The sequence below is a fragment of the Novosphingobium sp. genome (genome assembly GCF_030696665.1).
Taxonomy (GTDB): Bacteria; Pseudomonadota; Alphaproteobacteria; order Sphingomonadales; family Sphingomonadaceae; genus Novosphingobium.
Genome location: NZ_JAUYRV010000017.1, coordinates 1 through 25,912, shown reverse-complemented (window position 1 = coordinate 25,912; position 25,912 = coordinate 1). Strand labels below are relative to the sequence as shown.

Sequence of the window (25,912 nt, the reverse complement as noted above, 5' to 3'; positions counted from 1 at the left end):
TCAGGCGCCCGGGTTAGGTGCAAAAGCGCAGATCTTGTTGCCATCCGGATCGCGCAGATACGCGCCATATTGCTGGCCCGGCGAATTTTCGCGCACGCCCGGCGCGCCTTCACAAGAGCCGCCGTTGGCCAGCCCTGCGGCGTGCCATGCATCGACTACGGTTGAATCCGCCGCCTTGAACCCCAACGTATAGCCGTTTGACACGGTGTGCGCTTCGCCATTGGAAGGGCTTGCAACAATCAGCGACCCGGCGGCTGAAGGGAACGCTGTACCGTGCGGCAGGGCCACAGCAGTGGCGTGGCCCAGCGTGCCCATCACAGCGGTGTAAAACGCGCGCGACTGGTCGATGTCGTTGGTGCCAAGGAACGTATGGGTGAACATGATTCTCTCCGTCCGAATTGTTATTGAACCGAACAATCTTTGCCCAAATTTCACGCCGCAGTCGAGCAGCTTTTCTGGCTAGAACGTGGTCTCGCTTTCCTGCGGTGCATCGGTCTGGTGGTCCACCGCATAGGTCTCTGCCGCATCCATCACGCGCAGCATGTTGCGGCTCGCCAGCTTTTCAAGATCGGCCTGAGACCATCCCCGGCGCGCCAGTTCCACGAACAGCGCGGGATAAGCCGCCACGTCCTCAAGCTCTGCAACCGTGCTGTCCACCCCGTCCAGATCGCCCCCAAGGCCGACATGGCCTGCACCGATCAGCTTGGCGATGTGATCAATGTGGTCGGCAACGTCATTCACGCTGCCACGCGGCATCGGGTTGGTGTTGTCCCACGCGGCCAGCGCCGCTGTCTCCGCCGCTGGATCGCCACGGTGGAGCGCCTTGAACCGCGCAACTGCAGCTTCGCGTGCCGCCGTCCATTGGCGGGCGCCTTCCACAACATAGGGCGGGTAGAAATTGACCATGACGATCCCGCCCGCCTTGCCAATCAGCATGAGGGTGGCGTCAGAAACGTTGCGCGCATGGCCGTTGACCGCACGGGCGTTTGAATGGCTGACGATGGGCGGCGGCCCGCCCAGTGCCAGCACATCGCGCATGGTGGCCTCGCTCACGTGCGCCAGATCCACCAGCATGCCCAGCCGATGCATCTCGCGCACCACCTTTTCGCCAAACGGTGCAAGACCATCATGCACCGGGGCATCGGTTCCACTATCGGCCCATCCATTGTTCTTGAAATGCGTCAGCGTCATGTATCGCGCGCCCAGGGCATGCATCTGGCGTAGCACACCCAGCGATCCGCCAATCGAATGCCCGCCCTCCATGCCAAGCAACGAGGCCACGCGCCCGGCCTTTCGTGACGCTTCGACGCACTTGCTGTTGGTGCAGAATTGCAGATCGGCCGGATATTGCGCGATCAACCGGCGCATGACATCGATCTGCTCAAGCGTGGCCTGCACAGCCTGCGGTTCGGGCAAGTTGGCCGAGACATAGACAGACCAGAACTGCGCCCCGACCTTGCCCGTTCGCATCCGGGCAATGTCGGTCATCATCGGCGGCACGCCCTTGGCTGCATCGCCCGTGCTGCGCGTATCGCGGAAGTCGAAGCCTTCGAGAATGTTCTTGCGCCGTTCGCGCAACTGCTCGGGCACATCGTTGTGCCCATCGAATACCGGCGCAGCACGCAGGGCGGCATTGGCCACGCTCTCAGCATTGTGTGCAGGCGGTGCGGCGGCGATCAGGGCAAAAGCCAGCGGAGCGAGCAGAGCGGTGCGGTTCATATCCACACCCTTGCCCGAACCAGCTTGTCACTCAAGCCGGTCGAGCAAGAAAGGTGCCCGCGCTACTGCCCTTTGCGCAGCGTCAGCAGCAACAGCGCCGCCACCAGAGACCCCATCGCCATGACTATCGACACGCCCAGCAAGCCAAGCCCTGCCTGCGTGAACAGCACGCCTGCAAGGATCGGTGACCCCGCCGCGCCGATGCGGCCAGCGCCGATGGCAAAGCCTGTGCCGGTGGCGCGCACGTGTGTTGGGAAGCCGATAGCGAACAGCGAATAGAATCCGACGATGGCCGCGTTGGTGGTGAATCCGGTGAAGAACACCGCAAGCCGCCATCCTTCCAGCGTCTCACGCCCGAACCCGAACGAGATCACTGCCAACGCGCCGGTCACCAGCATCGCGATGGTTGGCCATTTCAGCCCGAATTTATGCATGGCAAAGCCGAACAACGCCCCTCCGGTGGCCCCGCCGATGTTCGCCCAGACCAGCACGCTTGCCGCCTCGGGTTGCGAATAGCCAAAGTCGGCCACGATCTTGGGCGACCATTTGAGGATGTAATAGAAGGTCACCGCGTGGAACGAATAGCCCAGCGTGAACAGGATGGTGGTGCGGATCAGGCCGGGCTTGAAAATATCGAACACACTCGGCTTGTCAGCCTCGGCAGGCGCGGCGGGCAGGATGGCAGCCAAAGGCAACGCCAGCTTGCGCAACGAAACGTTGACCTTGTCCAGCGCCGTGGGATCACGCCGCGTGACATAGTAGTCCGGCGTTTCGGGCACAAAGATGAACACCAGCGGGATGAACACCGCTGTGGCAATCGCGCCGAATTCAAACACCAGCCGCCAATCGCCGCCCTTGAGCAACACGCCCGCGATGATCCCGCCCACGGTCGCGCCGATGGGGTAGCCAATGACCATCAGCGCCATTGCCAGCGAGCGGCCCTTCTTGCTGGAAAGTTCAGCGGTTACCGCGTTGATCGCGGCCAGCATGCCGCCAATGCCAAGGCCGGTGATGAAGCGCCACAGCGCAAGCCCGCTAGGGCTGCCCGAAGTTGTGGCAAGCCACATGCCGGTGGTCATCACGACAAGGCATCCAAGGATCGTCGGCCGCCGTCCGAACCGGTCGGCCGCGCCGCCCAGCAGGATCGAACCGAAGCCCATGCCGACCAGTTCCATCGACAGGACGACACCCAGCGCGTCGCGCTCGATCCCCCACTCCTTGGCGATGCCCGGTGCGGCAAAGGCGCTGGACAGCACATCGAAGCCATCAAGCGCATTCAGCGCAATCATCAGGACGACAGCAATCCATTGGCGAACGCCCATCGGCGTCTGCTCGATCACCTCGCGCGGGGTCTGTGTCATGCGGCCCTTGGTCCTCGTCCCAACTGTTAATTGCTATCGCTTATAACTTATTCGTGGATTCGTGAAAGCAGTTCGATAAGCTGGCGCACTTCCTTGTCGGAAAAGCGGCTTTTGACCCACGCTTCGTGCTCGCCAATAGCCGTTTTGGCCCGCGCGAGCATGGCCAAACCGTCGGGCTCAAGGAACAGCGCCTGCTTGCGTCCGTCCTTGGGCGAGCGGTCCCTCCGCAGGAAATGCTTGGCCTGCAGCCGGTTGATGATCGCCATAGTCGTCGCCCGGTCCATGCGCAGGCGCTGCGCGAGGTCGGTCTGCGCGATGCCCGGATGATCGTCGACCAGCCACAGCACCGAAACCTGCTTCTGCGTCAGGTCCAGATCGGTGAACGTCTCGGTAAAGTGCCGCAGGCATGCCCCGTGCGCCAGGCGGATGTGGAAGCCGAGAATGTCGTTGATCGCACCAACATCGTCTTCGTCAGTGTGCCCAACCGGCGCGATAGCATCGGCGAATTTGTCCTTGATCAATGCCCTGCCCCCAACGAATGCGCTTGTCTAATTGTTAGCAATACATACAATGTTGCAAGGAGGATGCTATGGCCCAATTTCCGAACACCCCCAGTTTTACGGGATTTAACACGCCTTCACGGATAGAGGCGGATATCGCCGACCTAGCCCACGAAGGCACGATTCCTGCAGGATTAAACGGCGCATTCTATCGCGTCCAGCCCGACCCGCAGTTTCCCCCCCGCCTTGCCGACGATATTGCGTTCAACGGCGATGGCATGATCACGCGGTTTCATATCCACGATGGACAAGTGGACTTCCGCCAGCGCTGGGCCAAGACCGACAAGTGGAAGCTGGAAAACGAGGCTGGAAAGGCCCTGTTCGGTGCCTATCGCAACCCATTGACCGACGATGAGAGCGTGAAGGGCGAATACCGCTCAACCGCCAATACCAACGCCTTCATCTTCGGCGGCAAGCTCTGGGCGATGAAGGAAGACAGTCCGGCCCTCGTCATGGACCCGGCCACGATGGAGACCTTCGGCTTTGAGAAGTTCGGCGGCAAGATGACCGGCCAGACCTTCACCGCGCATCCCAAGGTCGATCCCAAAACCGGCAACATGGTCGCCATCGGCTATGCTGCGTCGGGGCTGTGCACCGATGATGTGACCTACATGGAAATCAGCCCTACCGGCGAACTGATCCGCGAAATTTGGTTCAAGGTGCCGTACTACTGCATGATGCACGATTTCGGCGTGACCGAGGACTATCTCGTGCTGCATATCGTGCCATCGATCGGCAACTGGGAACGGCTGGAGCAGGGCAAGCCTCACTTCGGCTTTGACACCACGATGCCAGTCCACCTCGGCATCATTCCGCGCCGCGATGGTGTGACGCAAGCCGACATCCGCTGGTTCACCCGCGACAACTGCTTCGCGTCCCACGTCCTCAACGCGTGGCAGGAAGGCACCAAGGTTCATTTCGTCACGTGCGAGGCGAAGAACAACATGTTCCCGTTCTTCCCCGACGTCCACGGCACCCCTTTCAACGGCATGGAAGCGATGAGCTATCCCACCGATTGGGTTGTCGACATGGCGAGCAACGGCGAGGACTTTGCCGAGATCGTCAAGCTATCGGACACTGCCTCAGAATTCCCACGCATCGATGATCGCTTTGTCGGCCAGAAAACCCGCTACGGCTGGTTCCTTGAGATGGACATGAAGCGTCCGGTCGAATTGCGCGGCGGCAGCGCCGGGGGCCTGCTCATGAACTGCCTGTTCCACAAGGACTTCGAGACCGGCAAAGAGCAGCATTGGTGGTGTGGCCCGGTTTCCTCGTTGCAGGAACCCTGCTTCGTCCCCCGCACCAAGGACGCACCCGAAGGCGATGGCTGGATCGTGCAGGTTTGCAACCGCCTGGAAGACCAGCGCAGCGACCTCCTGATCTTTGATGCACTCGACATCGAGAAAGGCCCTGTGGCAACCGTAAACATCCCTATCCGCCTGCGCTTTGGCCTTCACGGCAACTGGGCCAATGCGGAAGAGATCGGGCTGGCCGAAAAGGAACTTGCTGCATGACCATGATCCGCGCCGCCATTTGTCGCGAAGGCAACGCCGGATTCTCGATAGAGAATGCCGAAATCGACTCACCGCGCGCGGGCGAAGTACTCGTCCGCGTTGTTGGTGCGGGCGTTTGCCACACTGACATGGCGGTGCGGGACCGACAGCTGCCGGTGCCGCTGCCGGTCGTGCTGGGGCATGAAGGCTCAGGCATTGTCGAGGCAGTTGGCGAAGGCGTCACCCATGTGGCGCCCGGCGATGCAGTTGTGCTGTCCTTCGCAAGTTGCGGGGAATGCCTCAACTGTGCCGACCATGCCCCGGCTTATTGCTACAACTTCGGGCTTTACAACTTTGCCAGCGCCCGCCCGGATGGCAGCATCGCTATCAGCACGGCCGAAGGCCCTGTCCACAGCCACTTCTTCGGCCAGTCGTCCTTTGCCACTCACGCCATCGCAACGGCGCGCAACGTGGTGAAAGTGCCCGACAGCGCAAAGGATGTGGCCCTTGAACTCCTTGGGCCACTTGGCTGCGGGCTTCAAACTGGCGCAGGTGCGATACTCAATTCGATGGCGGTCAAGGCGGGACGCTCGCTAGTGGTATTCGGCGCAGGCGCAGTTGGCCTTTCTGCGATCATGGCCGCGCGCATTGCCGGGGCCGATCCGATCATAGCCATCGACCTGCATGAAAACCGGCTCGCCCTCGCCCGTGAACTGGGTGCAACGCATACGATCAAGGGTGATACCGATGTCGCCGCAGCCCTGCGCGAAATCTGCCCCGCCGGCCTCAACTATGCGTTCGACACCACGGGGCTTGGGAAACTGATTGAATTGGCCTTCGACCAGCTTGCCCCTCGCGGCATCCTCGGCCTCGTCGGCGCTTCCGATGCCGATGCGATGGTTCACTTCAACGAAACGTCGCTGATGGGCGGCGGCAAGCGCGTGATGGGCATTCTGGAAGGCGACAGCGATCCGCAGGTCTTCATCCCAGAACTGATTGAGCACCATGTCGCAGGGCGCTATCCATTCGACAGGTTGATCGAAATGTTCGCCTTTGAAGATATCAACGCCGCGTTCAAAGCAAGTGAAAGCGGGCGCGTGATCAAGCCCGTTCTCAGGGTTTCGGCAGCATGATTTAATGGGCGGAAGCGACCGTCATCCTTCCGCCCGTTCCAGCAATGCCGCCTCGTCCCGCTCGGCCCTGCGCGCGATCAGTACCATCAGCACCGCAATCGGAATCGCCACCACGTTGATCGACAGCATCGCCGTGCGCAGGCTGCCCGTCGCATCGGACAGCAGCCCCACGACATATGGCCCGATGCCCATGCCCAGAATGGTCATCACCAGCAGATAAAGGCTCGCCGTCAACCCGCGCATGCGGGGCAGCACCTGATCGTACATGATCGCATAGAGCGGCGGCATCCACCCGGTCAGAATGAAGCTGTAGAGCATGAACCTGGCATAGAAGCTGCTCGGATCGCCCGCGTAGTAGACCCAGAATGACATGATCGGCGAGACGGCCATCGCAAACAACCCCACCCATGCCCGTCCGCTGCCGGGAAAACGCTGGTTGAGCCAGTCTGAAAGCGGTCCCCAGACCAGCGGGCCGATGATCCCCATACCCGCCGAAAGCAGGCCGAACTGCAGCGCCGTTTCCTGCATCGTCAGGCCGTAGCTGCGGATCAGGAAGCTGGGATTGAAGGCCATCATCCCGTAGTTGATCACGCATTGCAGCGTGCCCACGGCAATGCACATCATCAGCGTGGGTGAGCGCGAAATGACGCGGAACGCCTGAGCGTCGCCCAGCTTCATCCCCTGCATCAGATTGACGATCACAAACACGCCCAACCCGATAACCGACCACTGCAACACGTGCGGGTTGATCGAAATTGCGCCAATCGCCATTGCAGGCTTCGGGCTGACCGCTGTGCTGATTGCCACGAGCGCCGCCGCTGCAATCGCAATCCCCGCCAAGGCCAGCAGATTGCCGCGCACCATGCCGGCGCTGGCCCCACGTCCCTTCATGCCGATCCAGTGGAACCCCGGCGTGACCGAACCCAGCAGCGCAAGGCTGGCCTTGAAAGGGTGCGGATCTTTCGGGGTTTCTATCCCGTCCATCTGGCCGCGCACCGGCTCACGCAACGTCCACAGGAACGCCGCCAGAATGAAACCCGGCGCAGCAGCTACCAGAAACGCGAACTGCCAACCTTTCAGGCCGAATGGTGCCGTGGCCGCAGCATAAGCCGCGTCCCATTCATGCGCCGCGACCCCGCCCAGGACCAGTGAGCCACCCAGCCCCAGCGCAATGGCCGAAGCCACTACCGACATCACAAAGCCGCGCCGGTGTTTGGGCCAGAAATCAAAGATCAGCGATGTGCCTGCAGGCTGCGTCGCCGCCTCGCCAATCCCCACCCCAAGGCGCGAAAGGGCCAGCATCGCAAAGCTGGAGGCAAAGCCCGCAAGCCCCGTCGCTGCTGACCAGAACAACAGGCTGATCGCCAGCAGCCGCGTGCGCACCCAGCCATCGGCCAGTCGTCCCACAGGCAGCGAGAACAACGCATAGAACAGCGCAAAGACAGTGCCGTACAGCAGCCCCATCTCGGCATCGCCGATGTTCAGATCCTTCTTGATCGCAGGCGCAAGGATCGCCAGAATCTGCCGATCCAGCAGGCTCATCGCGTTGGTCAGCGCCACCAGCACGAGCGCGTACCAAGCTCCCGGTGCAAGCGTGCGGCGCGGCTGAGTGGTCATTGGCTCTCCCGTCATCATTTCAATCACCGTGGGAAACCCACCCCGCTGCGACTAAACCTTGCTGCGCAAGGCCAAGTCTCGCGGCCCTCCCGCCTGCGGGAGGGCATTCGTAGCGCTTGTTTCTCCCCTCCCGCAGGCGGGAGGGGTTGGGGGTGGGTTTCTTCGCACCTACAGCTTGAACCACTTCTCCGCATTCGTCTGGAAGAACTTCTTCTTTGTTTCCGCGCTCATGTCCATGCCGTCCATGTCGTGCACTTCCTGCGGCACGTATTGGTAGGGGTAGTCCATCGCGTACATCACGCGGTCCTCGCCCATCACTTGCTGGCAGAACTTGATCGCAGGTTCCCACGCCATGCCCGAATTGGTGACCAGCACATTGGTCTGCATATATTCGGCAATGGTCTTTTTCAGCGGCTTCATCCGCTCATACCGCTGCGAACGCACGCCTGCCTGATGCATGTAATCCAGCCGGTAGAGCCAGTAGGGCAGCGCTTCACCCATGTGGCCGACCATGATCTGGAGCGTGGGGTACTTATCGAAAATACCGATGGTGATGAGGCGCAGCAGGTGCATCCCTGTTTCGACCCCGAACCCAAACACCGCGCCATCAAGCCCGGCTTCAAGCATCGGTCCGATCATCGAATCCGGCGGCGTGGCCGGGTGAATGTACAGCGGCTGATCCATGTCGACGAGCGCGCGGAAGATCGGGTCGTAGAACTCTTCGTCCAGATAGCGCCCTTGCGTGTGGCTGTTGATCTGGATGCCCTTGAAGCCCAGCTCCGTTGCACCGCGCCGGATTTCCTGTGCGGACCATTCCGGGTCTTGCGGCGCAACCGCCCCCATACCGATGAAACGGTCCGGGTGCTTCTCGCACGCCTGTGCCAGCGTGTCGTTGGCCCGCGCGGCCAGGGTCTTGGCTTCTTCCGCGTCCAGCAATGGCTGCACGCCGGGCGATGTCAGCGCAAGGATCGCCTTGTCGATGCCGGTGGCGTCCATATCGGCGATGCGCCGCTCACCCAGATCAAGCAGCCGCTCCATAATCTGCATGGCGCGCTCTGACGGTGATGTGCCGTAAAAGCCCCAGAGCGAGACCATGCCCTTGTCTGCCGTGCCATCACGGATCATGCGCAAATACACGTCCACGATCTCACGCGTGGCAAATGCTTCTTCGGTGGCAATGCGCAAATAGCCCTGCTCGCCGCCGGTCTTGAGTTCATGTGTCATGCAGGCTTCCTTCCCGGGAAGGGCAGCCTGCACCCGTTCACCTTCGAATGGTGAGCGCAAGGCTGCCAATGTGATTCATGCGATCGGGCGCGTTGAACCGGTTGACGTATTGGCCGGAATATCCGGCCTCCAAGGCAATGCCGCGCGCCAGCGGCACCCCCACGCCGCCGAACACGCGCAACTGGTCGAACCCGGCGCGCTGGCCCCATGTCGTGGTATCGAGATTGACGAAAGGTTCGGCCCAGACAATCGCATTCACGCCCGCGCCCGTCGGCGCATCGAGCCGGACCATCTGCCGCACGCGCCAGCCCATATCGGATCGGCCCTCGATCCAGCGCTGCTCCAACCGCGTCCGCCCCGTTACCGTTATCTTGCCCGGCTTGCCCGCAATTCGGACCAAGGCTTGCTGGAACATGCGATGCTCGTCGGTTGCGGTGCCACTCAGCGGCTCCGTCCGCACATAGGCGTAGCCCATAAACAGCGTGTCGTTCGGCGTGATGCGATAACCCACCGCAGGGCGCAGCAACACCTGCCCCAACCGATCTGCACCGTCCGTCAACCGGAACTGCACGTCCGAAAACAGCAGAACCTTGTCGCCCACCTCGATGGTCGAGAATTGGGCCAACCAGACCTGCTCGTCTTCCTGCGCGGCAAAAGCGCGCGCAGAAAGCAGCAGGCCGACAGCCGCCAGCAGGAAACGCGACGGGCGCATGAAAGGCTCCGGATCTAGAGAATTGGCCCCGGGGGGCTAATCCCGCTTCGTTTCCCGGAAATGTCCCGATCATGTCAATGCCTGACCATCAGCCTTCGTGGACTGCCTTGGTCACAAGACAGGCCATCACGCCTTCCGGCCCGTCCTCTGCCCCGTGGCCAGACCACTTCACCCCACCAAACGGCGCATCGGATCCGCCGATCATCGTGGTGTTGAGGCCCAGCATCCCTGTCTCAATCTCGCGCGCCAAACGCTTCTGCCGTGCGGCGCTGTCGGTCCAGGCATAGGCTGCAAGGCCGTAGGGCAAGCGGTTGGCCTCGGCGATCATCGCTTCTTCACTGCTGAACGGGTTGATCAGCGCTACCGGACCGAACGGTTCTTCATTCATTATCAGCGCGTCGAGCGGGATATCGGACAGCACCGTGGGTGCATAGAAATAGCCCGCGTTGCCGATGCGCTCGCCACCGGTGTCCAGCTTGGCACCGCGCGCCGTTGCATCGGCGATCAGGCGGTCCATCGCTTCGGGGCGGCGGGCGTTGGCCATCGGTCCCATCTGCGACCCTTCATCAAGCCCGTTGCCAACCTTGATCATCTTTGTCCGCTCGACAAAACCGTCGCGGAAGCGTTCGAATACGCTTTCCTCAACGATGAAGCGGGTGGGCGAAACGCAGACCTGCCCGGCATTGCGATACTTGTGCGCCACGACCGTATCGAGCGTCTTGTCAATATCTGCGTCGGCAAAGACCAGCACGGGGCCGTGCCCACCCAGTTCCATCGTGGTGCGCAGCATGTTGTCAGTCGCCAGCCGCGCCAGATGCTTGCCGATCACGGTCGATCCGGTGAACGACAGCTTGCGGATGATTGGCGAGCCAAGCAGATGACGGCTGACCTCGTCCGGCACGCCGAACACCGCCTGCGCAACCTGCTTGGGCAGACCCGCATCCAGCAAGCACTGAAGTACACCTAGCGCCGATGCAGGTGTCTCTTCGGCGGCCTTCAGGATCACCGAACAGCCCGCTGCAATCGGCGCGCCCAGCTTGCGCCCCGGATTGCCGAGCGGGAAGTTCCACGGCGCAAATGCCGCCACCGGCCCTACCGGTTCATGGCTCACCGTGCTGCGCTGCCCCGCCGGGCGTACCAGCGTGCGGCCATAAAGCCGGAACACTTCGCCCGCGTAGAAATTGAACAGACCAACGTTCATCATCACTTCGATGCGCGCCTCGGGCAGGGTCTTGCCCTCCTCCATCACGGCCACGCGCGCCAGATCCTCCTGCCGCTCCATCATCAGCCGCGCCGCGCCCTGCAGCACGGTCGCGCGCTGCTGCGGCGTGGAATTGCGCCAGATGCGAAAGCCCTCGGCGGCAACTTCAAGCGCGCGGTCAAGGTCAGCGGCTTCGGCCAGCGGCAGTTCGCCGATGGTTTCGCCAGTGGCGGGATTGATGACAGCGTGGGTGCGGCGGCCGGCGCCCGAAACGCGTTCGCCGTCGATGATCATGTAGAGCGCAGGATACTGGGTCATGTCTGTTCCATCGGGTGCGGGCGGGAGCCTGAAAGGATCAGCCCCCGCCCGCCAATACTTACTTCTTCGCGTTCTCGCGGTCGATGTCACCCTGCCAACGCTGGGCGACCATTTCCTGCCCCGTCACCGGGTGCTTCATGTGGAAAGCGTTGATCTTGTGCGTCGGCCACAACCAGTGTCCATCAAGCAGTTCGTCCGGGCCGGTTGGGTCGGTCGGATAGGTCACGCGCGGGAACGGCACATATTCAGGCGGAGTGTTGGCCCAGCCGGATTCGAAATCGCCGTGCCAGATCGGCATGTAGTTCAGGCTGTGCATCCGCCACACGCCGTCCACCTTCTTGTAGGTATTCTCATAGATGCCGCCTTCCCACCACTGGCGCGCCTTGAGGTGCGGAGCATCGCCTTCATAGTCCTTGTGCCGGCCAGCTTGCATCATCGAGCGCGCACGGCCCAGCGCGGTCACGCCATCGGCCTGAACGCTGATGATGTCCTGCATTTGCGGATGGTCCAGCAGGAAGCCGTCGATCGGGCCGTTGTTGCCATACGTGAAGCGCTTCTGGAAGCGTTCGACGTAGAGGCGCCGCACGCCTTCCTTGCCTTTCCACACCCCGCCGAAGAAGCGCACTTCGCCATCGTCGGTGAAGAGGTCCACCGTCTCGTTATACATGCACTTGTCGATCAGGTAGCCGTAGAGATGCTGCAGCTTGCGGATGTCCAACTCGTCCTCGCGGACGGTCAGGCGGGCTTCAAGGTCATTCAGCCGCGCTTCGAGCGCAGCAATCTGGTTATCGTCGGACACGTCCAGCTCCCATGTGATTTAGTTTGTGTTACTAACTAAATGCGCGACCACATCGCACCTGTCAACGGCCAAGTATCAGCGGCCAAGCGCTTCCAGCCGCTCAACTTCCTCACGATAAGGCCGGATCGCCTTGAACATCAGGAACGTGGCCAGCGGCATGAGGATGCTGGCTGTGAGCAGCATGGCCTTCCACAACTGCGCCGGATCGCCGATCACCACGTCCTGCACTTTGCCCACCACGTAGCTGCCCATCGCGCCGAAGAAGGTGAACATGAACAGGTAGAACGCGGTCACCTGCCCGCGCATAGCGTTGGGGGCAACGCGCTGCACGGCGGCATTCTGCGGCACCGCGCCCGCTATGCCGAACATGCCGGACAGGCCGAACAGGATCAGGGAACCCCACGCCGTCGGCATCAGGATGGCGGCGATCGTGCAGACCGTGGTCCCGGCGGCGCAGCAGGTCGCCGCACGCACATTGGCGTCCTTGTAGCGCTTGGCCAGCCATTCCACGAAGATCCCGCCCAGCAACAGACCGGATAGCGAGGCGACGAGCATCGTGGCCCCAAGCGCCGCACCGATCTGCCCTTCGTTCCAGCCGAACGTGCGGATCATGAACGGTACGCGCCAGAACTGCAGGCCAAATGTCTCCACCGCGCTCAGCGCCAACGCGCCGAACAGGGGATAGTAGACGCGCGGCTTGGCGTTGATCGCACGCAAGGCATCAAGCCCCATGAACGTCGCCACGCTGCGCCAGAACCCGCCGTCTGTGACAACGTTCGGCGCATCGACCGCAGGTGCCATGCGCACCGGCTCCTTCACCGTCAAAAACAGCAGCGCCACCAGCAGCGATGGCACGCCCATGATAATCAGGATCCATTGCCAGCCAAGGATCGTCAACGGCCCGAGTTGCGATGCGCCCCAGCCCGCACTCGCCATCACCAACATCCCGCCGATCAGCGGCCCCAGCGTGGTTCCGCCGATAAAGCCGAACTGCAACAGCGCAAAGGCGCGCGTCAACTTCTTGGGCGGAAAGGCATCGGCCAGCAGCGAATAGGACGAAGGCGCATGGGCCGATCCCCCCGCCGCCAGAAACACGCGGCTGCCCACGAACTGCCCAAAGCTTTGCGCCAGCCCGCCCAGCGAGATGATGACGCCGACCATCGCGGTGCCACCCGCCAGCACATATTTGCGCGGATAGATGTCAGCCAGCCGCGCCAGCGGAATGCCGACGAAGAAGTAGCAAATGATGCTGGCAGGCCCTGCAAGGAAGCCCAGCTGCGAATCGGTCAGCCCGAAATCGCGCTTGATCCGCTCTGCCAGCATCCCGAACGTGACCGAATCGAAAAAGGTCAGGAATGTAGCCAGCACGATCACGAACAGCGCCCAGTATGCCGACCCGGACGAAGGCCACTCCCGCCCGCCAACCTCCTCGGTCCCACTGCTCGCATCGGGATTCGCCGTAACGACGACACCTGCCATGACTTCTCCTCTCCTGCCGCAGCAGCCCCGTTCAAGCGAAGCTTTTCGATGCGGCGATATTGTTAGTCTTGCATACAATTCCCGGCTGGTGAATACAAAAGGCGAAAAATGATTCCCGACCGCTTCGTGCGGGCCATCGGGCACACTACTAAGGAGAGGTTGCATGCAAAATCTGCCGGGTAAAACCGCGTTCGTAACAGGCGGTGCCAGCGGCATCGGCCTGGGCATTGCCAAGGCCCTGCTGGGCGCAGGCATGAACGTGACCATTGCCGACATCCGCCAGGATCACCTCGATTCGGCGGTTGAGGAACTTTCCGGCGGGGACCGGGTACTGGCGGTAAAGCTGGACGTGACCGACCGCACGCAGTTTGCGCAAGTGGCCGATGCAGTTGAGGCCCGGTTCGGCAAGATCCACATTCTCGTGAACAACGCCGGCGTTGCCGTCGTCGGACCAACCGAGATCGCAACCTTTGCCGATTGGGACTGGGTGATGGGCGTCAACGTGGGCGGCACCGTCAACGGCATTGTCACCGTCCTGCCTCGCATTCTTGCGCATGGCGAAGGCGGGCACATCGTCTGCACAGCGTCAATGTCTGCGCTTGTGCCGGTGGGCGGAACGACGATCTATTCCTCGGGCAAAGCCGCCGTTACCGCGATGATGGAATGCATGCGCCCTGAACTTGAATCGCGCGGCGTGATCTGCAGCGCGTTCTGCCCCGGGGCCGTACAATCGAACATCGCCGATGCCGCCAAGACCCGCCCCGCTGATCTTGCCGATACCGGCTATGCCGAAGCGGACAAGCGCCGCGCATCGGGCGGCAACTTCATGCACCTTTATCAGACCAAGGAGCAGGTCGGTGAACGCGTGCTGGAAGGCATCCTGAACGACGAACTTTACATCCTCACCCACTCCGAATTTCTCACCGGCGTTGAAGAACGCGGGCAGGCAATGACCGCCGCCGTGCAGACTCACTTGCCCGAGAACCCGGAGTACAAGGAATCGTTCGCCATGCTGTTCCGCAACCCGGCCATCACCGATGAGATCGCCCGGCAGAACAAGCTGAAAGAGGCAAGAGGCGCATGAAGGATTTTGCAGGTCGCACCGCCTTCGTCACCGGCGGTGCCAACGGGGTCGGCATCGGTCTCGTCCGCCAGTTGCTCAATGAAGGCTGCAAGGTTGCCATTGCCGATATCCGGCAGGATTCCATCGACAAGGCCCTCGCCGCTCTCGATAACCGGGAAGTCATGGGCGTCCAGCTGGACGTGGCCAGCCGCGATGGTTTCAAAGCCGCCGCTGACGAAGTGGAGGCGAAGTTCGGCCCCGTTTCGATCCTGTGCAACAACGCGGGCGTAAACCTCTTCCAGCCCATCGAGGAATCCTCGTTCGACGACTGGGACTGGCTGATGGGCGTCAACCTTCACGGCGTGATCAATGGCGTGATGACTTTCGTCCCGCGTATGGTCGAACGGGTGAAAGCGGGTGAGCAGAACGGCGGTCACGTGGTCAACACCGCGTCGATGGCAGCGTTTCTGGCAGGTGCCAGCCCCGGCATCTACAACACCACCAAGTTTGCGGTGCGCGGGCTTTCGGAGTCGCTGCACTACTCGCTGCTCAAATACCAGATTGGCGTCTCTGTCCTGTGCCCCGGTCTGGTGAAGAGCTACATCTACGCCAGTGACGACGTGCGCCCCGATGCGTTGAAAAGCGCGATGAAGCCGGTCGATCCCACCGCAGTTGAACGCCTGCAGGGCCTCCACGAATTCGGCATGGAGCCCGATGTGATCGGCGCGCGCGTTGTCGAAGCAATGAAGGCCAACCGCCTCCACATTTTCTCGCACCCCGACCACAAGGAGGAGGTGCGCGAGATCTTCGACGAGATCATCGCCGAGTATCAGGATTATCCGAAGGACGCGGGGTACGACCAGCGCGTCGCCTTCGAAAAACTCCGCGCGGATGGCTTTGCCGAAGCACGGCGGAAATCGCGGGCGGCCGATTTCTGAAAGGGTCGTTGAGGAAACCTGCGCCCCCGCGCAGGCGGGGGCCTCAGGCCGTTTACTCTGATGTTTCGTAACAACACCGAGGCCTCCGCCTTCGCGGCGGGCGCCCAGCGTTTGCGCCTGACGCGGCTCAAGCTACGTCGCGCAGCGCCTCAACGAACTGGTCGATATTGCCGGTGGTCAACCCGGCGATGTTGATGCGGCCAGAACCCGCCATGTAAACGCCGTGCTTCTCGCGGATCGCCAAAATCTGCTCGGCCTTCAGCGGCAGCATAGAGAACAGCCCGTTCTGCACGCCCAGCGGTGCCATGTTGATCGGCCCCACCTGCTGCGCCGCGGCAAGGCGATCACGCACCCAGCGCATCCGGTCACGCATTTCGTCCAGCTCGGCCAGCCACATCGCGGTCAGGCCTTCATCGGCAAGGATCAAACGCACCGCAGCCGCACCGTGATCAGGCGGCATTGACCACGAAGCGCGCGCAATCGTCGCGCCATTGGCCATCGCATTGGCCAGAGCCGTGGCATCCGAAGTGACCGCATAAAACGCGCCAACACGATCACGATAAAGGCCAAAGTTCTTGTCGCACGAATAGGCAACCAGCGCCTCCGGCACTGCCGCTAGGACCTTGCGCAGGCCATAGGCGTCAGCCTCCATCCCTGCGCCAAGGCCCTGATAGGCAAGGTCCATCAGCGGCAGAACCTTGCGCTCTGCCAGCAGCGGCGCAATCTCGTCCCACTGCGCTTCGGTATAGTCCACGCCGGTCGGGTTGTGGCAGCAGCCGTGCAGCAGCACCGCATCGCCCGGTTCGGCCTGCGCCAGCGCCGCCTTCAACGCGTCAAGGTCGGCAAAGCCATCGGCGGTCATGTGGCTGAAGGTCTTCAGCTCAACACCCACCGCCGCAATGATCTGCGCATGGTTGGGCCACGAAGGCGTGCCCATCCAGATACGCTTCACGCCAGAGCGCTTGGCCACTTCGACCGCCAGCCGCACCGCGCCGGTGCCACCGGGGGCCTGCATGCCTTCCACGGTCGAACGATCAAAGTCCGCGCCGAACACATAGGGGATCAGCGCGTGGACAAAGCCCATGTCGCCTTCGGGGCCAAGATAGGCCTTCGACCCTTGCGTTTCGAGCAGCTTTGCTTCTGCGGCCTTCATCGCCTTGAACACCGGCGTATCGCCCTCGGACGTGCGGTAGACGCCCACGCCAAGGTCAATCTTGTCGGCGCGCGGATCGGCATTGTGGAGCTTGATCAGCGCCAGCAGCGCATCAGCGGGCTGAGAAACAAGATTTTCGAGCATGGGCTTGGGCCTTCCATTGCGGGGAGCAAACGCGGCGGCTCCATGCCGCCGGAAGGCCTTGGGGGCAACCCCCACATTGCAATTATAAGGTATGTAAGGACAGTTTCGTCAGGAAGTTGCAGGAAAGCTTCAGAATGGCAGCCAGTTCTGCTTTTTCGAGAACTTCATGTAGCCGCCGTTGATACCAAGCCGGAGACCTGCACCAGAACGCACGGGAATCAGCACCTTGTCGCCCTTGCGCAAATAGCTGACATGGAACCCGCCGATCAGATAGGCCTGCCCTTCGCCCGCCGCAAACCTCGTATACAGTTCTTCGCTGTCATACAGGTTATACACCAGAACGAACGTGCTCGCCGCGTTGGCACCGACATCGAAACCGATCGAAGGGCCTGTCCAATAGACGGGACGCTCGCCCTCGATCTTGTGATGCAAAGTGCCGGAACCATAGCGCACCCCAACGACCAGCGCACCGCCCGCCTCACGCCCGACGATATAGCCATTCGGTTCGCCCTGCTTCTTCAGCAAGTCCTTGATGATGTCGGCCAGCCCCGATGCGCCCTTGCCGAACACACCCTCAGCCGCGCCGATCAGGTCGTCCTCTTTATAGGACTCGCCCGATGTCGCTGTCGGCGTGGCCGGTGCAGCCTCGGTTGATGCAGACGGGGTAGTGTAGGGCGCATCGGCTGGAGGGGTATAAGGCTCGTCCGCAGGCAACGCGGGCAGCGTGCCCGCTTCCGGCCCGGCCGGCGTCGCAGTTGGTGTTGCGGGTGGCGTTGCGCCCGGCGCAATCAGATCGCCGTCAATCACGGCATTGGGATCGACCTGCTCCACTTGCGCCGCCACCGGTTGGCCGACCAATGCCAGCATCGCCGCCGCAAAGGGCGCAAGCACCCGGATCTTCAGTCGATTCGTCATCATCTTGTCCATCCCGTCAGCCAGCTTGCCAGATCGCACCGCTCGTCCACACCGGACGGGATCGGCACGAACCCCCGCAACCTTCACCAGAATCCAAGGCTGGCCTGCCGACAATGAACCGGCGATGAGTCGAGTCAGAAACGCGCCCAAGCGCTGTGGATGAGGAATTTGCCCACAGGCGGATTTTTACTTCACAAGCCCTTGCCGCCCCCCCCGACCCTCGCTATAGCCCCGCCTCGCCGCTGCGATCCGGAGACGTGGGTGAGTGGCTGAAACCAACGGTTTGCTAAACCGTCGTACTGGTAAATCCGGTACCGAGGGTTCGAATCCCTCCGTCTCCGCCATTACCTTTTCTCGATCACAACCGTTGCCCAAAGCCTTGAACGGCAAGGATAATTCAGGGGTTCGAACACCCTCATTCCAGTCGTATTCCAGATGAGAGTCTAAGGCGAGCTTTAGCACTATTCGCTTGTCTTCAATGGACCCTGTTTCCCAAAGAAAACAAGGGTTTGCGATGAAGTCAAAAGCGGTTCGAAAAGTTTCGTCATAGTCCGGCAGCACAGTCCCGCAGCGTGACGTTTTTTCCGCCAGAACGAGCTTCTGGCGTTCCAGCTCTTCGACCTTGCGCTCATACGCGCCGATCACAGTCGAGCTATCTGACTCCACAATCCGGTCTAGGAATTGCGCGATCTTCTTTTCAATCGACGCAACTTGCAGCTTCATCGCGGCTCCGGCATCCTTCGCCTTCGATTCTGCCTCGCTCCACCGTTTGCTGAACAGCTTGGAGAAAACCGCCAACACTTCGGGACGCGGAGCCATGCGACGCAGGACGCCTTCAAAGGCGCTTTCCACCTTATCTCGCGCCACCGACTTTCCGAATTTCTCGCAACCCCGATGACGGCAGACATAGTAAGGATAGGAAGCGTTGCGCCCCTTGGTCCAGTTGGCTGTCATGGGATGAGAACAGCAACCGCACGCTACGAAACCGCGCAGCGGGAAATCTGCATGAATGTCAGCCCGTGCAGGAGCGAGCGGCTTGCCGAACAGGCGCACTTGATTCCGCTCGTATGTTTCGAGCGAGATCACGCCGTCATGCTGCCCCTTGCGGAATGACACGTCCCAAATTTTGCTTTCGATATATCCGGCATAGAGCGGATACGTCAGGATGCGATTGACCTGCTCATTCGTCAGATGCCCATGACGGCACACAGGAAATTGCGGGTGCGCTTCGAAGAAGCGTTTCAATTCCGCTTGTGACGTGAAGCGGCCACTCGCGAAGCCTTCCAGCCCCTCACCGATGATCGAGGCCACAGGCTCATCGCGAACGAGAATGCTCCCGCCGCCTGAGCTGCGCTGATAGCGATAGCCGAGCGGCGGATTGTGAACCCAATAGCCACCCTGCATACGCGCCCGCATACGGTTTTTTGCTTGCTCACCGTTCTTGCGGCGAGCGTGTTCCGCCACGCTTGCGAGCAAATGCTCGACAAGCACGCTATCGGAATCCGTGCCGAATTCGATGGAGGGGCTTTCAAGCATCCCGCCAGCGGCGGAAATTTCCGCGCGGAGTTTGATATGCGCTTCGATGCCACGAGCCAGACGGGAAATGTCATCGATGATGACGACCAGATTGTCCTTCCGGTTCTTTTTCAGGAAAGACAGCATTTGAAGCATGGCCGGACGACCGACGAGAGAGCCGGACATATCATCGCTGAACACGCGGACAATCTCATAGGAACGAAACTTCGCAAACTCGCGGCAGCGCGTTTCCTGCGAGTCGAGGCCATTGCCTTCCCGAGCCTGTTTTTTGGTGCTTACGCGGCAGTATATGACCGCCTTCTGGTCTGTATTCTTTGTCATGGCGCTAAATGCCTCATCGGGCCAAATGTGTTGATCGCGCCCTCATTATCGAGGTCAACAGGTCCGGCAACGCCGGAAGCCCTGAGATTAGCACAGGAATTCCCGCCATTGAAAGCATAGTTTGCACGAGCGGAGAGTGAAAGTTGCGTCGAATTCAGGCCGTATGCCTGATCGATAAATGAGATTGCGACGGCATCGAGAAAGCGGATCAATTCGTCTTTCCGCTCGTCGGAAATGCTAAGCCCCGCGATCTCATCGCGGAGTTCCTGCATTTCTTGTGACGATAACATCTTCATCAAACCCGTCCCCGCCGCATACGCGGCGCTCATTTGAGCAGTGAGAGAGTCCGATCTAAAAAGTTACCGTTAGTCAGTCGGGGGAATAGCCTTCCCACGGCCCATCGCTTTTATTGGTTTAGCGTGGCACTCGGAGAATAGTTTCCGCGACCTACGCTTAGGGCATACGACTTTCGAATTCGCGCTTGGCGAAGATACTCGTAATCCCCACTTTAATTATAGCGCGTTTTGTTGCAAAATTTCAACAAAACGCGCAATTACATTTCAACGTCCTATGTCCTTCTTTTTACTTTCGAGCGTTTCACCAGCGAGCAATTTTTCAGCAGCGCGATTGATACCCGCAAGTCGCGCCGCGTGATTGCGTTTCACAAGATGTTCAGCAGCTCGCATCAAGTGCGATTTCCGATCATCCGTTGCGCCGTCTGGCCGGAATTCCAACCGCCCTCCTTCCTTTGCAAGCAGCTTCCCGTATTCTTGATTGGTCCATTCAGCGCGGTTTTCTTTGAACTCGTATTCTGCCCTTGCGGTCGTGCGGTTAGCCCAAGTTGTGATCTCCGCTGCCCGCTCCGGCGATACCGCCGGAGTTGCTTGCCTTTGCGAACTGGCTGAGGCGAAGAGCGGTGTGACTGCTCCCGACGAGGAACCTTCACCGCTCATAATTCAATCCCCTTGTGCAGATCGCGAACGTCGCGAATTTGGTCTTTCCACGGATCGACTTTGAAAAACGGCACGCGCTCGCAATCTATGAGGTACGGCATCCCCGCGACGCGGATGATCTGCCTTCCGTCGCCGATTTCGCGGATGTCTTCGGATTGCAGGACGGCGCGTTTACTCTCGCCGAGGTTTGCTCCGGCAGATTCCACCGTGCGGCCGCTCCGATTCATGCCGTGCATGAGAACCGTGCGATTCCCGCTCCACTTCTCAATGTCGGCCATAACGTCGGTATCTTCGACGCAACTGGTATTCAGGATTGCAGCGGAATCCTCAAAATCCTTCACCGCATCGCGCGACCATTTACCTTCGAGTAAATGCCGCCCTTGCGCGAATATCCACGGCTGCAACCCCTTACCCCGATAGAGGTGAAGCATCTTCTTGATCGCAGGCGACGGGGGCAGTTGCGGGAACTCGTCGAGGATCAATGTCGTCGCAATTGGTCCGCGCTCCCGCGCGACCGTTTCGATGAGATAACTGATGATAAGGCTGACCCACGGCGCAACGGCACTCAGCTTGTCGCTAGGGGCCATGAGATAGACCGTGTGCGGCTTATGCTTGAGCGCCGCCAGATCGACATCATGTGCGGCAGTGGCACGTTCCAGCCTCTTGTTCGGCTCGAAGACGTTGAGCGCGTCGATACAGGCTGACTTATAGGCTTCCTGCTGCTTGGGTGCGTCCGCAGCCGTTGCCTGAATAGCGTGAGCGCGACGTTCGATGCCATCGACGCCGCACGTCGTCATCATGGCGAATGCCATGTTCTGATCGTCTTGCGACGAATTTATAAAGCGCCAGAGGCCGCCAAGATTGCAAAACTCAGGATCGAAACACGCCAGATATTCCATACGGAGCGCAAGAATGCGCCGTGCGCCACTTCCGACCCAATCGCCGTTTTGATCCTTCGGCGAGGGCGGAATGAGGATATGGGCAATCTCGTCGGCTTCGGTATCGATTTGTTCGCCCGAGCGAACGATGTCGATGAGCGTATGCAGCGGATTGATCCGCACATTCGGCAGGCCGTGCAGGCCGAACGGATTGAGATAGACAATCTCGTGGCCGAGATTGTCGCGGCGATGAGCGTGGCTTGCCCAACAATTCTCGCCGTCTTTCAGATCGATCACGACCAGAGAACGATTCCGGCTATGCGCCAGATTGGGCAGAATGAAATCGCGGCCTTTACCTGTGCCAGTCCGCGCGTATGTCAGGAGCGGCGCGTCGCCGCTGAAAAATAAAGGGCGCTTATGCAGCGCCCCGAGAAACAGGCCGTTCGGATCGAAGAGGTTCGCGGCTTGGGCGTCCCGCAGATTTGCAAGACGCCCATTGCCGAGAATACCAGAGGCTTGTTTTGTGGCGATGATCGCCCGCGCCATTTCTGCCTCTCGCCGTGAGGCATTGGCATGGTCCGCTTCGACGGTTCGCTGATGCAGGGCCATGAAGCCCTGCACCCCGCGCCACAGATGACCGCTCCGCATTATCGGTCCGATTCCAGAAACGTCGCTTCCGCGCCAAACTTAGGCAGCGGCGGCAATTCAAGCGGCTTGATCTTTGCCAGCTCCGCCCGCACTTCCTCAGGCGTCGGCAGCGGATTTTCGGTGTCGGTCAGGTCCACCTGAACGCCTGCCCGCGTTGCGGCCAGAAGTTCGTTAGAAAGCTCCGTGCTGAGATTGTCCGCATAGTTCAGAGCCGGATCGCCCGCGCCTTCTTCAAAGGCATTGGCAACGCGACCCCAAAGCCGCGTCAGGTTGAGAACAGAGTTGTCCGTCTGCTGCCGCGCGATGACCTGCCCCATCACCTGCTGAACGTAACCGTTCTGCATTTGCATGAGCGCCGACTTGACGATCTTGTTCTGCTCGTATGCGGCAGAAAAGTTGCCAAGGACGCCATCGGTCGCGGCTTTGTATTCCTGCTCATGCTGGGCAACGGCGAGCTTCGCGTTCGCCGACCAGAGTTCGAGCTTGGCTTGCTGCTGCAATTCCGACGCTTTGACAGCAGCGGTCACACGGGCGTCATACGTTCCCATGATCGTGGATGGACGATACTGCGGCGGCGCATACGCTTCTGCCGCGAAGAACACCCCGCCAGCCATCAGGAAGGCGGTCGTCGTCTTGACGATGGAGGGAATAGCGAAGCCGCGACGCGGCATTTCGACATAGCGGATTTCAGGGGCGACATTGCCGCTTTCAATCACGGCGTTGCCGTTGTCGGAATTGTCGCCAGTGTAGTTGATTTGGTAGGTCATGGTAATCTCCGCTGTTGGTTTGGAGATTTCCCTTTTTTCAAAAAATCGGACCGCTATCGGGGGGATAGCGGTCCGTCTGTCAGTTTAATCTAGTACAGGCGTACCGTGAATTTCCATTGCGGCACACCACAGGGCTAATCTCAACAACATGGAATGACGCGGGGAACGCTGAGGCGGATGGTCAACGAAGCGCTTTACTTCGCTGTTCCAAGTGCCGGATTCATCTTTCCCGTAGGCTCGGTCCACAATAGCATCATCGATGTAAAGTGGCCTCCCGTTCCAGTCGTAGATAGTCCCTTCAAAATTGAAGATTGTTGAGGCGAGCCAGTCCGTACTTTTCAGTCGTGAAAGGTTCAGTTCTGTAATGCGAATTGCCAGAGCGTATAGAAAATCAAGGCTCAGAAGGCGTTCACGAGAGTAGATATAGATTTCCATTGCTGTCGTCCTGCAAAGACGACTGGTCCCAGTCTTTTGATGTCCGTCGCGACATCACCGAACTTCATTCCGGCGATGTCTTCTTATCTCGCACGGGGGCTTAGCTTCCCAGTTGCTGGGGTAAGTTGCCGTGAGTAGATGGAAGTAGATGGCGCTCGCTTGCGAGTCGCCGAGGGCGACGAAAGGGGCGGCTGTGGACGAGCGAACGATGGACGCATTTGTGGCTCACATGGCCATCACCGCTGGGTCCAAATTCAACCAGAGAACAAAACAGACAGTCGCGACCGCGAACCTGTTTCCCGCATTTGCCGACTATGTTCGGGCGGTTTGTAAGAAGCCTATAAACCACCGCGACCGTCGATATGACGGCATTGCGCGGGAGCTTCCGGCGATTGCCCGATCAATGGGCATTGCGACGTTTGAGAACGACCGGATCGACGATGGCCGTGATCCCGAGGCCATCATCGAAAACGCTTTGAAATACATGAGTCAGGAAACGGAGTCCGGCTTGGTGAAGCCCTTCCTTGCGTGGGCATGGAAGAAGGATGAGTCAGGCCTAACGCAGTTCATGGCATCGGCGGAATTTATCAATCCTGCCGATCAACCCCCTCAGACGGCGACGCCGATCTTTCGTCCCGCCGGAGAACAGGCGGACTCCCTCTACGACCTGAAAAATGTTTTCGCGCTTGCCGAGCAGCGCGTCATTTTGATTGCTCAGAACCATTGGCACATGGCCAGCTCCCGCGACACCTACTGGCCGCTGATCGAAGAGGCCTTGCTTCGCGGCGTCACGGTGGAGCTTGTCGCCATGCACTCAGACGTAGGACCGGAGGGAGGCTTCCTGAACAGGGTGGAAGAAGCCGATCAAACTCAGCTTCCTGCTCATGCGGTAAATATGTGGACCAGCTATCTTCGCTGGCCAAAATTCATCCCACAGCTTGATGAAATGTGGAACGTGTTCCGCGATTGGCGAAACACATACGACGACATTGTAGCGAGCGGGCCAAGGCGGCTTGGAAAATTCAGGACGTATGGTTCGTATTTCCAGCCCAACACGATAACGGCCATCGATCCCGATATGAGGCGAAGCATCGTGATCGTATCGCCGCGAACGTCCAACAGCGATTCAGTTGGACGACCGCAATTTCTGATCGAGAAGGCTCGTGATCCAGCAGCCTTCACGTTCTTCTGGCGATATATCGACTATGGCTTATCCAACGATATGTGGCCGCTCGTGACCGAGTAAGCGGGCGTCGAGCGTAGGGAAGCGGAAGCAAGGAAGACCGTCGCTTACGCTGACCGCAAGATGTGCGTGGTACTACCACGCCTATCTTGGGAAGGGGCGCTGCGCCCCCGTTCCATCCCCAGCAGTGGCGCGTCACTGGCATTGAGCCAGCTTCGCACCATTGGGGAGAATTCTCTCTCCCCAACCGGAACCGCGTTGCGCTTCCTCCCCCATATCCCAACCCTACGCGGATTGGATACCGTCAGGGCTTTCGCGCCCTGAACTACGACCAAGGCGTATGCCGCCCTTGGACCCTGCACGATGGTTTCGCCCATCGCGACGACCGAAAGGGCGTGCCTGCCCCTTGGAACCCTGCCTCTACCCGAGGGGCCAACCCTCCGCCAATTGGATGCCTCTGAAGCGCGCCTAGGAAAATCGTATCTCCACACTTTCCCATTCGCCCAACCCATTGTCAGTCGGGATGTGCGGCTCAATTTGCGAAACCGAAAAAATTGTCAAACTCCCGGCATTCAAATTCCAAAGATGGAATTCAAAAGCTGATCCGTATCTGGACGCAGTTCTCCACTCATTTCGCGACAGGAACATTCGGGGCGGATTTGAGAGCGTGGTTTTCACCTCAATCAATCGATTAATTTCGTTTCCATCATGCCGAGCGTATGAAAGAATATCATAGCCAACTGTGTTGTCGTCCATCGCAACCCAGACTGGATCTCGAGAGATGCCTTCGCGCCGAAGTCGGTCGGTTTCGTACTCTAGAGATAGCCGTTCGCCTTCGCGGCCTTGCGCCAGAAGACGAGCGTCCCGTTCACTGCGATTAGCCGACGCCAATGCGTCCCACCAATCTGTAGCGCGAGCGTCTGTGTTGAGCAGTCCAGCAGACCTTAAACACTGAACGCCATTCACGCCTATCGCCTGCAACACATGGTTCCGGCCAGCAGGCGCTAGCCGCGCCCAAATCGGGGAACGGTTCGCAATGATGCCATCAATTGCCGCAGTAAAAAAAGCCTCTAACGGCGACACAAGCTCCGGTTGAATTCGACATTCGATCTCCAAGCCAGCGTCAAAGTCGTGCGGGTAAAAATCTGGGCACCTCCATTTACCGCTGGCAAAACGTGGCTTGGGATGATTCACTGCTTCCAGACAGTGGGGGCAGCAGATGCGTGCGCGGCGACAACTACGATGGCCGGTTGAGCGGCGACTATGATGGCCGGTAGGATCGGTTGTCTGGTCTGATCGTAGGGAGGGGCGCAGCCCCGACCGGAGAGCGGACCAGACAACCGATGGCGATCTTTTTCCCCT

22 protein-coding genes, 1 tRNA gene and 1 pseudogene are annotated in these 25,912 nt (G+C 60.2%); 6 read left to right on the top strand and 18 right to left on the bottom strand.

Annotated elements, in window-relative coordinates:
• From Q8R81_RS04280 to Q8R81_RS04265, 4 genes are all read right to left on the bottom strand, one after another.
• Entirely contained in the window at positions 1-381 is a 381-nt protein-coding gene (locus Q8R81_RS04280; protein ID WP_305616212.1) for a VOC family protein, read from the bottom strand.
• A gap of 78 nt (positions 382-459) precedes the next feature.
• Positions 460-1,719 (bottom strand): dipeptidase, encoded by a 1,260-nt coding sequence (locus Q8R81_RS04275; RefSeq protein WP_305616211.1) that lies wholly within the window; start codon positions 1,717-1,719, stop codon positions 460-462.
• A gap of 62 nt (positions 1,720-1,781) precedes the next feature.
• Positions 1,782-3,080 carry an MFS transporter gene (locus tag Q8R81_RS04270; protein ID WP_305616210.1) on the bottom strand — a complete coding sequence of 433 codons (1,299 nt, stop codon included), beginning with the start codon at positions 3,078-3,080 and terminating at the stop codon, positions 1,782-1,784.
• A gap of 47 nt (positions 3,081-3,127) precedes the next feature.
• On the bottom strand, positions 3,128-3,601 hold the full coding sequence (locus tag Q8R81_RS04265) for a MarR family winged helix-turn-helix transcriptional regulator (protein ID WP_305616209.1): 474 nt from the start codon (positions 3,599-3,601) through the stop codon (positions 3,128-3,130).
• A 68-nt stretch (positions 3,602-3,669) separates the two neighbouring features.
• Here Q8R81_RS04265 and Q8R81_RS04260 point away from each other — a divergent pair, with 68 nt between their 5' ends.
• The gene (locus tag Q8R81_RS04260) at positions 3,670-5,154 is read left to right on the top strand and encodes a carotenoid oxygenase family protein (RefSeq protein WP_305616208.1); all 1,485 of its coding nucleotides are present in this window, start codon (positions 3,670-3,672) and stop codon (positions 5,152-5,154) included.
• Complete coding sequence (locus tag Q8R81_RS04255; protein WP_305616207.1) at positions 5,151-6,266, top strand: NAD(P)-dependent alcohol dehydrogenase; 1,116 nt, start codon at positions 5,151-5,153, stop codon at positions 6,264-6,266. Before Q8R81_RS04260 ends, Q8R81_RS04255 begins: the two co-directional genes overlap by 4 nt.
• Before the next feature lie 21 nt (positions 6,267-6,287).
• Here Q8R81_RS04255 and Q8R81_RS04250 read toward each other — a convergent pair whose 3' ends face one another.
• From Q8R81_RS04250 to Q8R81_RS04225, 6 genes are all read right to left on the bottom strand, one after another.
• A complete protein-coding gene (locus Q8R81_RS04250) occupies positions 6,288-7,883 on the bottom strand; it encodes an MFS transporter (protein WP_305616206.1) in 1,596 nt (531 codons plus the stop codon).
• Positions 7,884-8,051: 168 nt separating this feature from the next.
• Positions 8,052-9,107 carry an amidohydrolase family protein gene (locus Q8R81_RS04245; RefSeq protein ID WP_305616205.1) on the bottom strand — a complete coding sequence of 352 codons (1,056 nt, stop codon included), beginning with the start codon at positions 9,105-9,107 and terminating at the stop codon, positions 8,052-8,054.
• Positions 9,108-9,144: 37 nt separating this feature from the next.
• On the bottom strand, positions 9,145-9,819 hold the full coding sequence (locus Q8R81_RS04240; RefSeq protein ID WP_305616204.1) for a DUF2490 domain-containing protein: 675 nt from the start codon (positions 9,817-9,819) through the stop codon (positions 9,145-9,147).
• 88 nt (positions 9,820-9,907) lie between these two features.
• Positions 9,908-11,338, bottom strand: coding sequence for an NAD-dependent succinate-semialdehyde dehydrogenase (locus tag Q8R81_RS04235; RefSeq protein WP_305616203.1), 1,431 nt, complete (start codon positions 11,336-11,338; stop codon positions 9,908-9,910).
• Positions 11,339-11,396: 58 nt separating this feature from the next.
• Positions 11,397-12,137 (bottom strand): nuclear transport factor 2 family protein, encoded by a 741-nt coding sequence (locus tag Q8R81_RS04230; RefSeq protein ID WP_305616202.1) that lies wholly within the window; start codon positions 12,135-12,137, stop codon positions 11,397-11,399.
• Between the two features lie 75 nt (positions 12,138-12,212).
• Entirely contained in the window at positions 12,213-13,616 is a 1,404-nt protein-coding gene (locus tag Q8R81_RS04225) for an MFS transporter (protein ID WP_305616201.1), read from the bottom strand.
• A gap of 163 nt (positions 13,617-13,779) precedes the next feature.
• Between Q8R81_RS04225 and Q8R81_RS04220 the strand changes: the two genes are divergently transcribed.
• Together Q8R81_RS04220 and Q8R81_RS04215 are read left to right on the top strand one after the other, a co-directional pair.
• A complete protein-coding gene (locus Q8R81_RS04220; protein ID WP_305616200.1) occupies positions 13,780-14,700 on the top strand; it encodes an SDR family NAD(P)-dependent oxidoreductase in 921 nt (306 codons plus the stop codon).
• Positions 14,697-15,617: an SDR family NAD(P)-dependent oxidoreductase gene (locus Q8R81_RS04215; RefSeq protein WP_305616199.1), complete on the top strand. Its 921-nt coding sequence runs from the start codon at positions 14,697-14,699 to the stop codon at positions 15,615-15,617. The genes Q8R81_RS04220 and Q8R81_RS04215 overlap by 4 nt, the downstream gene beginning before the upstream one ends.
• A gap of 127 nt (positions 15,618-15,744) precedes the next feature.
• Here the strand turns inward: Q8R81_RS04215 and Q8R81_RS04210 are convergent, their stop codons facing one another.
• The gene (locus tag Q8R81_RS04210; RefSeq protein ID WP_305616198.1) at positions 15,745-16,914 is read right to left on the bottom strand and encodes an amino acid aminotransferase; all 1,170 of its coding nucleotides are present in this window, start codon (positions 16,912-16,914) and stop codon (positions 15,745-15,747) included.
• 129 nt (positions 16,915-17,043) lie between these two features.
• Positions 17,044-17,832: a DUF1134 domain-containing protein gene (locus Q8R81_RS04205; RefSeq protein WP_305616197.1), complete on the bottom strand. Its 789-nt coding sequence runs from the start codon at positions 17,830-17,832 to the stop codon at positions 17,044-17,046.
• A 248-nt stretch (positions 17,833-18,080) separates the two neighbouring features.
• Between Q8R81_RS04205 and Q8R81_RS04200 the strand changes: the two genes are divergently transcribed.
• A tRNA-Ser gene (locus Q8R81_RS04200) sits at positions 18,081-18,173 on the top strand.
• Positions 18,174-18,663: 490 nt separating this feature from the next.
• Here the strand turns inward: Q8R81_RS04200 and Q8R81_RS18355 are convergent.
• The 5 genes and pseudogenes from Q8R81_RS18355 to Q8R81_RS04175 form a co-directional block, all read right to left on the bottom strand.
• A pseudogene (locus Q8R81_RS18355) lies at positions 18,664-19,686 on the bottom strand (recombinase family protein); the annotation flags it as partial.
• A gap of 560 nt (positions 19,687-20,246) precedes the next feature.
• A complete protein-coding gene (locus tag Q8R81_RS04190; RefSeq protein WP_305616195.1) occupies positions 20,247-20,639 on the bottom strand; it encodes a hypothetical protein in 393 nt (130 codons plus the stop codon).
• Complete coding sequence (locus Q8R81_RS04185; RefSeq protein ID WP_305616194.1) at positions 20,636-22,126, bottom strand: type IV secretory system conjugative DNA transfer family protein; 1,491 nt, start codon at positions 22,124-22,126, stop codon at positions 20,636-20,638. The genes Q8R81_RS04190 and Q8R81_RS04185 overlap by 4 nt, the downstream gene beginning before the upstream one ends.
• Positions 22,127-22,164: 38 nt before the next feature.
• On the bottom strand, positions 22,165-22,932 hold the full coding sequence (locus Q8R81_RS04180; RefSeq protein ID WP_305616193.1) for a hypothetical protein: 768 nt from the start codon (positions 22,930-22,932) through the stop codon (positions 22,165-22,167).
• Between the two features lie 84 nt (positions 22,933-23,016).
• A complete protein-coding gene (locus tag Q8R81_RS04175) occupies positions 23,017-23,367 on the bottom strand; it encodes a hypothetical protein (RefSeq protein ID WP_305616192.1) in 351 nt (116 codons plus the stop codon).
• Positions 23,368-23,596: 229 nt separating this feature from the next.
• Here Q8R81_RS04175 and Q8R81_RS04170 point away from each other — a divergent pair, with 229 nt between their 5' ends.
• Positions 23,597-24,613, top strand: coding sequence for a hypothetical protein (locus Q8R81_RS04170; RefSeq protein ID WP_305616191.1), 1,017 nt, complete (start codon positions 23,597-23,599; stop codon positions 24,611-24,613).
• Positions 24,614-25,018: 405 nt separating this feature from the next.
• Here Q8R81_RS04170 and Q8R81_RS04165 read toward each other — a convergent pair whose 3' ends face one another.
• Positions 25,019-25,744 (bottom strand): DUF3883 domain-containing protein, encoded by a 726-nt coding sequence (locus Q8R81_RS04165; protein WP_305616190.1) that lies wholly within the window; start codon positions 25,742-25,744, stop codon positions 25,019-25,021.
• Positions 25,745-25,912: the final 168 nt, after the last annotated feature.

Coding starts and splice junctions, on each gene's coding strand:
- Q8R81_RS04280 (WP_305616212.1), bottom strand. CDS start 381: ATGTTCACCCATACGTTCCTTGGCACCAACGACATCGACCAGTCGCGC.
- Q8R81_RS04275 (WP_305616211.1), bottom strand. CDS start 1,719: ATGAACCGCACCGCTCTGCTCGCTCCGCTGGCTTTTGCCCTGATCGCC.
- Q8R81_RS04270 (WP_305616210.1), bottom strand. CDS start 3,080: ATGACACAGACCCCGCGCGAGGTGATCGAGCAGACGCCGATGGGCGTT.
- Q8R81_RS04260 (WP_305616208.1), top strand. CDS start 3,670: ATGGCCCAATTTCCGAACACCCCCAGTTTTACGGGATTTAACACGCCT.
- Q8R81_RS04255 (WP_305616207.1), top strand. CDS start 5,151: ATGACCATGATCCGCGCCGCCATTTGTCGCGAAGGCAACGCCGGATTC.
- Q8R81_RS04250 (WP_305616206.1), bottom strand. CDS start 7,883: ATGACCACTCAGCCGCGCCGCACGCTTGCACCGGGAGCTTGGTACGCG.
- Q8R81_RS04245 (WP_305616205.1), bottom strand. CDS start 9,107: ATGACACATGAACTCAAGACCGGCGGCGAGCAGGGCTATTTGCGCATT.
- Q8R81_RS04240 (WP_305616204.1), bottom strand. CDS start 9,819: ATGCGCCCGTCGCGTTTCCTGCTGGCGGCTGTCGGCCTGCTGCTTTCT.
- Q8R81_RS04235 (WP_305616203.1), bottom strand. CDS start 11,338: ATGACCCAGTATCCTGCGCTCTACATGATCATCGACGGCGAACGCGTT.
- Q8R81_RS04225 (WP_305616201.1), bottom strand. CDS start 13,616: ATGGCAGGTGTCGTCGTTACGGCGAATCCCGATGCGAGCAGTGGGACC.
- Q8R81_RS04220 (WP_305616200.1), top strand. CDS start 13,780: ATGCAAAATCTGCCGGGTAAAACCGCGTTCGTAACAGGCGGTGCCAGC.
- Q8R81_RS04215 (WP_305616199.1), top strand. CDS start 14,697: ATGAAGGATTTTGCAGGTCGCACCGCCTTCGTCACCGGCGGTGCCAAC.
- Q8R81_RS04210 (WP_305616198.1), bottom strand. CDS start 16,914: ATGCTCGAAAATCTTGTTTCTCAGCCCGCTGATGCGCTGCTGGCGCTG.
- Q8R81_RS04205 (WP_305616197.1), bottom strand. CDS start 17,832: ATGATGACGAATCGACTGAAGATCCGGGTGCTTGCGCCCTTTGCGGCG.
- Q8R81_RS04190 (WP_305616195.1), bottom strand. CDS start 20,639: ATGAGCGGTGAAGGTTCCTCGTCGGGAGCAGTCACACCGCTCTTCGCC.
- Q8R81_RS04185 (WP_305616194.1), bottom strand. CDS start 22,126: ATGGCCCTGCATCAGCGAACCGTCGAAGCGGACCATGCCAATGCCTCA.
- Q8R81_RS04180 (WP_305616193.1), bottom strand. CDS start 22,932: ATGACCTACCAAATCAACTACACTGGCGACAATTCCGACAACGGCAAC.
- Q8R81_RS04175 (WP_305616192.1), bottom strand. CDS start 23,367: ATGGAAATCTATATCTACTCTCGTGAACGCCTTCTGAGCCTTGATTTT.
- Q8R81_RS04170 (WP_305616191.1), top strand. CDS start 23,597: ATGGCCATCACCGCTGGGTCCAAATTCAACCAGAGAACAAAACAGACA.